The sequence below is a fragment of the Parasphingorhabdus sp. genome, from assembly GCF_036964565.1.
Taxonomy (GTDB): Bacteria; Pseudomonadota; Alphaproteobacteria; order Sphingomonadales; family Sphingomonadaceae; genus Parasphingorhabdus.
In genome coordinates, this window is the sequence record NZ_JBALTN010000005.1 from 366,296 (window position 1) to 372,870 (window position 6,575).

General features: G+C 51.2%; 7 protein-coding genes. 2 read left to right on the forward strand and 5 right to left on the reverse strand.

The genetic code is table 11. The features are described 5' to 3' along the window. Nucleotides 1-38: 38 nt before the first annotated feature. The gene (locus tag V7650_RS09455; RefSeq protein WP_335655984.1) at nt 39-635 is read right to left on the reverse strand and encodes a hypothetical protein; all 597 of its coding nucleotides are present in this window, start codon (nt 633-635) and stop codon (nt 39-41) included. A 91-nt stretch (nt 636-726) separates the two neighbouring features. On the opposite strand from V7650_RS09455, the gene V7650_RS09460 reads away from it, so the two are divergent. Then, on the forward strand, nt 727-990 hold the full coding sequence (locus V7650_RS09460; protein WP_335655985.1) for a hypothetical protein: 264 nt from the start codon (nt 727-729) through the stop codon (nt 988-990). A gap of 191 nt (nt 991-1,181) precedes the next feature. Next, nucleotides 1,182-1,586 carry a hypothetical protein gene (locus V7650_RS09465; protein ID WP_335655986.1) on the forward strand — a complete coding sequence of 135 codons (405 nt, stop codon included), beginning with the start codon at nt 1,182-1,184 and terminating at the stop codon, nt 1,584-1,586. 1 nt (nt 1,587) lies between these two features. Here V7650_RS09465 and V7650_RS09470 read toward each other — a convergent pair whose 3' ends face one another. The 4 genes from V7650_RS09470 to V7650_RS09485 all read right to left on the reverse strand — a co-directional run bounded on the left by V7650_RS09470 (nt 1,588) and on the right by V7650_RS09485 (nt 6,434). Then, a complete protein-coding gene (locus tag V7650_RS09470; protein WP_335655987.1) occupies nt 1,588-2,508 on the reverse strand; it encodes a hypothetical protein in 921 nt (306 codons plus the stop codon). 8 nt (nt 2,509-2,516) lie between these two features. After that, nucleotides 2,517-4,976, reverse strand: a complete 2,460-nt coding sequence (locus tag V7650_RS09475) for a fimbria/pilus outer membrane usher protein (protein ID WP_335655988.1) — start codon at nt 4,974-4,976, stop codon at nt 2,517-2,519. A gap of 25 nt (nt 4,977-5,001) precedes the next feature. Further along, the gene (locus tag V7650_RS09480) at nt 5,002-5,736 is read right to left on the reverse strand and encodes a hypothetical protein (protein ID WP_335655989.1); all 735 of its coding nucleotides are present in this window, start codon (nt 5,734-5,736) and stop codon (nt 5,002-5,004) included. A gap of 134 nt (nt 5,737-5,870) precedes the next feature. Further along, on the reverse strand, nt 5,871-6,434 hold the full coding sequence (locus V7650_RS09485) for a hypothetical protein (RefSeq protein WP_335655990.1): 564 nt from the start codon (nt 6,432-6,434) through the stop codon (nt 5,871-5,873). Nucleotides 6,435-6,575: the final 141 nt, after the last annotated feature.

Sequence of the window (6,575 nt, forward strand, 5' to 3'; positions counted from 1 at the left end):
ACGAAGGTTTTTGCTGAAGAATATTTCTGGGTAAAAGTCTAGTGGCGGAAAAGCGATACGCGATGCTCGGCCCATCGGGCAGCAAAATCTTCGGCTCGTCTCTCTATTTGATTCGACGGATTAAGAATAAAAAATGTCCGACAGCTATATGCATTTGCGCGGATTGCTATTGTGCCAGTCCCAAGCTTTTCGAACCAATGCCTGATTTCCAGTTCGTGACCTCCTGGATAACGGCTGTTGTGATGGTAAACAATCGCCGTGCGATCTTGCGCAAATGCCAATACCTCGCCGAGCGGCATTTGCTTTCCAAACTTTAGCTTATTCCTGCGCTTCGGATTGTCATCGATCAATCCGTTGTCTGGGTCCGCAAAGACTAAATCGCACCCTGAAAGTTCGTGCAGAACCGTCTCAAACCATTCAGCTCTCAGAGTGTTTCGCGCCGAGTGATGCTCCTTTCCGTGATTCAAAACATTCGACGAAAATATAGCATCAAGCGCACCAGATTTGGCGACTGCATCCACCGAGCGATCCGATTCATAAATATTTTTCAAGGTGTCGAATAACTGTGGGTCAAGTTCCCGCCAGCGCTTGGGATAGCGTAAATATGATGTGTGCTTGCCATTATTTTGAATCATTGTTACCCAAAATTAGCATCCGTGCTGACGACTTCGAGTTTTTCAACAGAATAGGGCCGGAAGGAGACAGTCTGCTGTCGCGGCGGCGAAGATGGTCGAAGCAGTCAATGAGATCGCAAGAGCCGAGTCCGGGCGTCAGGTCGCGACCGTCGGCAAGCTGGAGGTAAGGCCAAACGCGCCAAATGTCATTCCTGGCTTGGTCCGTCACACGGTGGATATTCGGGATCTTTCTCCGGAGAACGTCGAAAAACTTGGTACGGTAAATCGCCAAGCGCGCGAATCAGATCGCTTCGAACAACCAGATGGAACCAAATACTCGCCTATTTTAAACCCGCATCAGTCAAAAATTATCTGACGACGGACAGACGGGGAACACATTGAAACGACATGGTTTTCATCACGGTGTAGATGGGGATAGCCGGTGGCCCACCCTAATGGGGCAGGCTAAAATCTGACTGAATTTTCGTCGGACGCCTCGTGCTTTGCGCCATTGATGAACCGAATTTTAATGATTCACGCATATCGCTAGTCTCCTAGGAGAAATTTATGCGTCGACTTATCGCACTCATCGCCATCGTCGCTTTCCCGACAGCCGCAAACGCAAATTCGGAAGCGCTAACAGGTTTTCGGCTCTCGCTAACGATACCCGAAATTTGTGAAATTGAGTCTTCGGCCTTTGTCGTCGATGCTAACGGGATCTCTGCGAGTGGAAGCGTGTTCGAGATGTGCAACAGCAGTCGTGGATTTCGTGTAATTGCATCGCATCGTATGCTTGCCACGAATGAGCAAGCTCAGATTAGCTATGCTGGCGAGACAAGCCAGCTTGATAGTTCAGGCTTAAGTGATGTTGCACTGCGCAGCGGTCCTACTGTAGGTAATGTGCCGGTTACCATACAGACAAACGGGCTCGTTCAGGACCTCACAATTAGTTTAGGGCTCACTGTCATCTAAGCTACATTGTCGTCACAGTCACAGTCACCCTGTCTGAATAACGACCGGCTAGTGCAACAACCGGTGGTACAACGACGCTCATGGGCCTATTATCTCCACCCTGAGGAGTATGGTCAGGATAGAAAAACTCGGCCGTTCCTGCCAGATTGACTAGTGCGCCGTCGAAAAATAGCCGATAAGGAACTTGGTCTCGCCCTTGCTCGTGAACCATATTTCCCAGATTAATTGAGTTAAACGAAACGATATAGGGCGTTGTACTAAAAATCCGTGCGGCGAAAGGCTCCGACTGCGTTGAAGTTGAACTTGAAAGATTTCCGAGGTCTACTCGTGCGGGTTCGTTACTCCCCCCCCCTCCGACTACCGCTCCAACTAAGCGCAAGGATACGGCAGGTGGAATTACGATAGTAACCGTAAGATCCCTGCGATCAGTGATGGTGCTGCCATCGCCGTTGCGGTCCAACAGCAATAGCTCCAGATATTCGACGTACGTACCCGCTTGCAAACCCCACTCCGTCGGGACCTCAACTTTGAAGATCCAAGACGGGGCGCCGCCAATTTCCACATTGCTGCTAACGGATCCGCCTGAGGTATCATTCTCTAGAATTTCAACCTGATTATTGCCCGATGCGCTTATGACGAAGGGCGGGTAACCAGAAATTGGCGGCGCCCCTTTTCTTGCAATGCGTATGACGGCTTCGCAGGGCGGGACACCAACTATCGAACGGGTGCTAGTTGCACCAGCTGCAGCATTTTGAACAAGTACCTGAAAATCCTGCGCAGCGAGCCCACCCGGTTCGATTTCAGTGCCATTTATTACCAGGGACTGATTGCCACTAGCGAAAGTGGGCTGACATTCTCCAGCACTTGCGGCGGCTGGCACCATCAAAAGAGCTACTGAGCCAATGATTGTCGTATAGCGCATAACGTCTCCTATTCGGTCTCGTTCTGGAGATTGATCGTCTCCACTCTATAGAGACCTGTGTTGTCCTCGGGGATCTTGATCGTGAAAGTGCCTTGGCTATTATTCAGACGAACAGTGTAACTCCGACCAGGTGCAAGTCCGATTAAACCAAACCTACCCGCAGAGTTGGTAAAAAATGGTTCGGGCTCGAAGCCATCATCGTCTTCGGATGTTATCTGGCCTGCTACAAGAGAAGCCGGCTCACCGCCAATCTGGAGAAATCCGACTGCGCTGACAAATCGATCGGTTCCGACTTCCAAAGTGTAACCGCTTCGATAGTCCGGGGTGACATGGGCCACCCCGGCTCCAATGTCATAGCCCGGCTCTAAAGTATCAATATCATATTGGATGTCCTGCGAGTTATATGCTGACAACTGATTGATAACAGCGCTTCCAAATACCCCACTGGAAGCTTCGTATTTACCGTCGCTCAGGCTACGCCCAGCAATAACATCAGTGCCCCTGAGCGTTTTGTGCGGTCCAGCGAGAAGGAAAGAATTTTGAATTGGACGACCGATGCCAAAATCCCCGTCGGCAAAGGCAAAAGACGTACCGATCTGCAACCTCGCTGTTTGATTGTTGGTGATGCCGCCGAGACTGGTACCAGTGGAGCCAAGCGAAGCACGAGCCTCGAAGCGATTGGCTATATAGTCAACGACACCATCGATCGAAGAAGCACCCGAGGTATCCTGCAACGTCACCGAGTATCCAAGGGAGCCTACGTCATTTCCAGCCCCCCGTGACAAAGAAGCGCGCGCCGACTTGTTGCGGCTCTGATATGTCGCATCCGCTCTATGACCACCCCCAAACAGGACGGAAATACCCACTCGAACGCCGAAAGTTTGTCCAGACGCTGATCCGGTGCCATATTCAGCGCCGAACGTGGCGCGGATGTTGTTTGAAAGTCGGTGGTTTACATCCGCGAAAAATGTGCTGCGATCCCTCAGACCAGAGCGCGAGAAATAATTTACGCCCGCAATTAAGGACGTTCGCAGGGACAATGCCTGACTGTACGTGGCGTTAACGGAAAGCGTCTCAAGACTGAAACCCGAAAGTTCACTGACTGTGGTGAAATTCTTGCTCTCATAATTAACTGATGCAGTAACCTGTTTCGCAGAAGTACTATCCCCAATGGTGAGGCGGTAGCTGCCGCGTATCGCGAACCCTGCGCCGTCAGCATTACTGATCGCGCCTTGTAGATCAAAACTACCAGGTACTACCTGAGGTACGACGCGCATTTCACCCGAAATAACCTGAACGTCTTCGGAGAGCTGTATGCCACCCCCTACAAGCAGCGTATCGCTCAAGGCTTTTCGGTAGTAACCGATGAAAACAGGATCGCCCGAATAGCTGGGCTCCAGATTGAGATTTGTTGTCATCAGGCCTGCAGCGACAGTGTATTCGTCTTCGCCGGCCAAAAGATCAATCGGATCAAAAAAATAGTCAAACCGCGTGATTTGTTCACGACCAGCTGCATCCCTGATCAATAGCCTGACGTCATTGGATCCGATTCTAATTGGGAGGTCGTCCAGGCTGTATGTGCCTGGCTGCAGATCCAGCGTCTGATAAGGGGCGCCGTTTACGATAACTTCAACGGTCGAAGGAGTGGCAACAAAGATCTGCCGTCCACCAAAGTTCGCCGTCGATGTGAACGGGTCGAAGGTCCTTCGGCTCTTTTCAAGGGCAACGCCACCTATAAATGGCGTTTGAATGAAACCTGTAGTATTGAGTTGCAGGTCGCCCGCGCTCCAGCGCCGGAATTCGTCCGGCTCGTCATATACTGCCCGAACAGCGCGTCGATAAAACCGGTAGTCATCATTGAAACTCTGGGTAAAGCCACCTTCAAACTCTAGCACAACGTCCTTGAACCGAGCCGCTCCAGACAGATAAACGTCAGGGGGTGCTAGCCCATCTCGGTCCCGATAAATCAAATTCACGTTGGAATTAAGGTAAGCGCTGAATCTGGCAGGTTCTATCGATGGAAGTTGTGGATCACGATTTGTTTGGCGACCACTTAACGCTTGGATTGCTCGCAATGTAGGGTCAATCGAGCGCACGATAAGCTCGAGACGTCCGATTTCGAACTCCACGTCGAACCCCGCAGCCTTCAATGCCGGCTGAGATATAAAGGGAGCGCCGTTAATCGCTTCATTCAAACGAGTGATCCCGGCTTCGGTGAGAAGACGAGCAAGTTCAGTTTGAAGACTTGAGCTTTCGATCGCGACCGTCTGATCAGAATAGACGTTTACGATCACGTCGCGCAATACCTGCCCGTTCCAAACAAGCGGAACCGACATTGTTATAGCGTGCGAGCGTTCCTGCGATGGCTCCAGATTGTCAGCTATCGCAACCTGCTCTGATGCAATAACTATTCCCGGAAAGCCCAGCATCGCTGCAGCCATCGCAAAGCGAATGACCCCTGCAACCAACGTAACCGGTACCCCCCTCTCCACATTAAGACCCCAGCTTGGCCTGGATGCTACCTTCTACTAGAGGCTTATCAGTCGGAATGAAAAATACCCGGGCGCGGCCTGGCGCGACGACGCCTACGCCGATGAGCTTTGCCACTGCGTCCGCTGGTAGTCTTACGTCGGCCGGAGATCCATCGTCTGCCGTCCCGGTGATCTGCCAGGGAGACAAGCCTGCCATGAAATAGCGACTGCCGTGATTGGCCAAACGCACCTCGACGCCAGCGACATCGTCTCGCACCACTGGCGTAATCGATTCAAACATCGGCTCGGGATTGGTGCCGTCAGGAACGACATTGACCAAGATATTGAAATTTACAACAACCTGAACCTGCGACTCTCCTGGTTTTATATCAACAGGTATCTGGCGGATCTGCATATAATAAATTTCCGATTCCGACAGCTCTGGCTCGCCAATATATTGTAGTCGGAACACTTGCTGGGACTGCGCTGGCACAATCCTTTGAGCTGGGAAAAGTAGGAATTCTTCGTCGGCGGGAGTTAATTCCAACTCCCCCCGTTCTGAAATGATACCGCGAAACATTTGAACTTCGACTGGAAACTCGGCTTGGCTCGGGTTGGAAAGCTCAATACGTGCAATCGAGCCGCGACCGAGTGGTTTCACTTCTACAACCATTGGCGAAACCCCGGCGGCTTCGGCAGCAACCGGAACAAGGGCGAGCGCAAGCAAGGCCCAGAGATATCGTAAATTTTTAAACATTGATTGTTCCTTGCCTGGCAGTCTCACAATTTAGCCATTGGTCTAACGTTGATCTAGCCACAACATCTACAGTCGAAGTCAAAAAGAAGGGGGAACCGTAGCCCCCCCACTCTTGTTTCATAGGACAATCAGATTTAGACTGCGCCGATTGTAATCACAGCGCGGTCAGAGTAATCGCCAGCAACCGGGCGCTTCGAGGTGTCGTCACGATCGATATAAACCTTCAAAGCAGCATCGTCGTGGAATGCTCCAGCGGCATTAACGGTCTTCGTCGCAGCGCCTTGCACTGTTCTGAAGTCAAGAAGGGGGAAGCTGCCGTCGGTCGATTTCAGCTCAACGCGATAATGAATGACGTTGGTGAAATCGAGTGGATCATTCGCAGCAACAGCAGCACCAGTGGCATTTGTCAGACCGTCATTGTCGCTGGTGACCGAAAGAGTCGTCGCATAATTGCAGCTAACATAGATGTTCTCCGCAGGGGCAACCTGAGAGCCATTTTTGAGCAGGAGGGCTGAAGAGCCCGCACCCTGGTTAATGTTCACACTAGCAAAGGTCACATCAGTTGGATTTTCGAGGCTACATTCCGGCAGAACCGTAGCATTGAAAGCCAGGTCTTGCGAATCCTGGCTCTGTGCAAAAGCCGTCGACGACAAAAATGCGGTCGAAGCAACCGCTACCATAAGAATCTTCTTCATCATTATATTCCTTTTCATCCGGCTCCATTTTTCGAAAAGAGACGTATTTTTTTGCACCGTGAGCGGGAATGACGTGACCCCTTAAAACTCCTCCAGAAGTGATTAGAGTCCGGTCCAAGAAAGGACGGACGAATGAAGCGGATA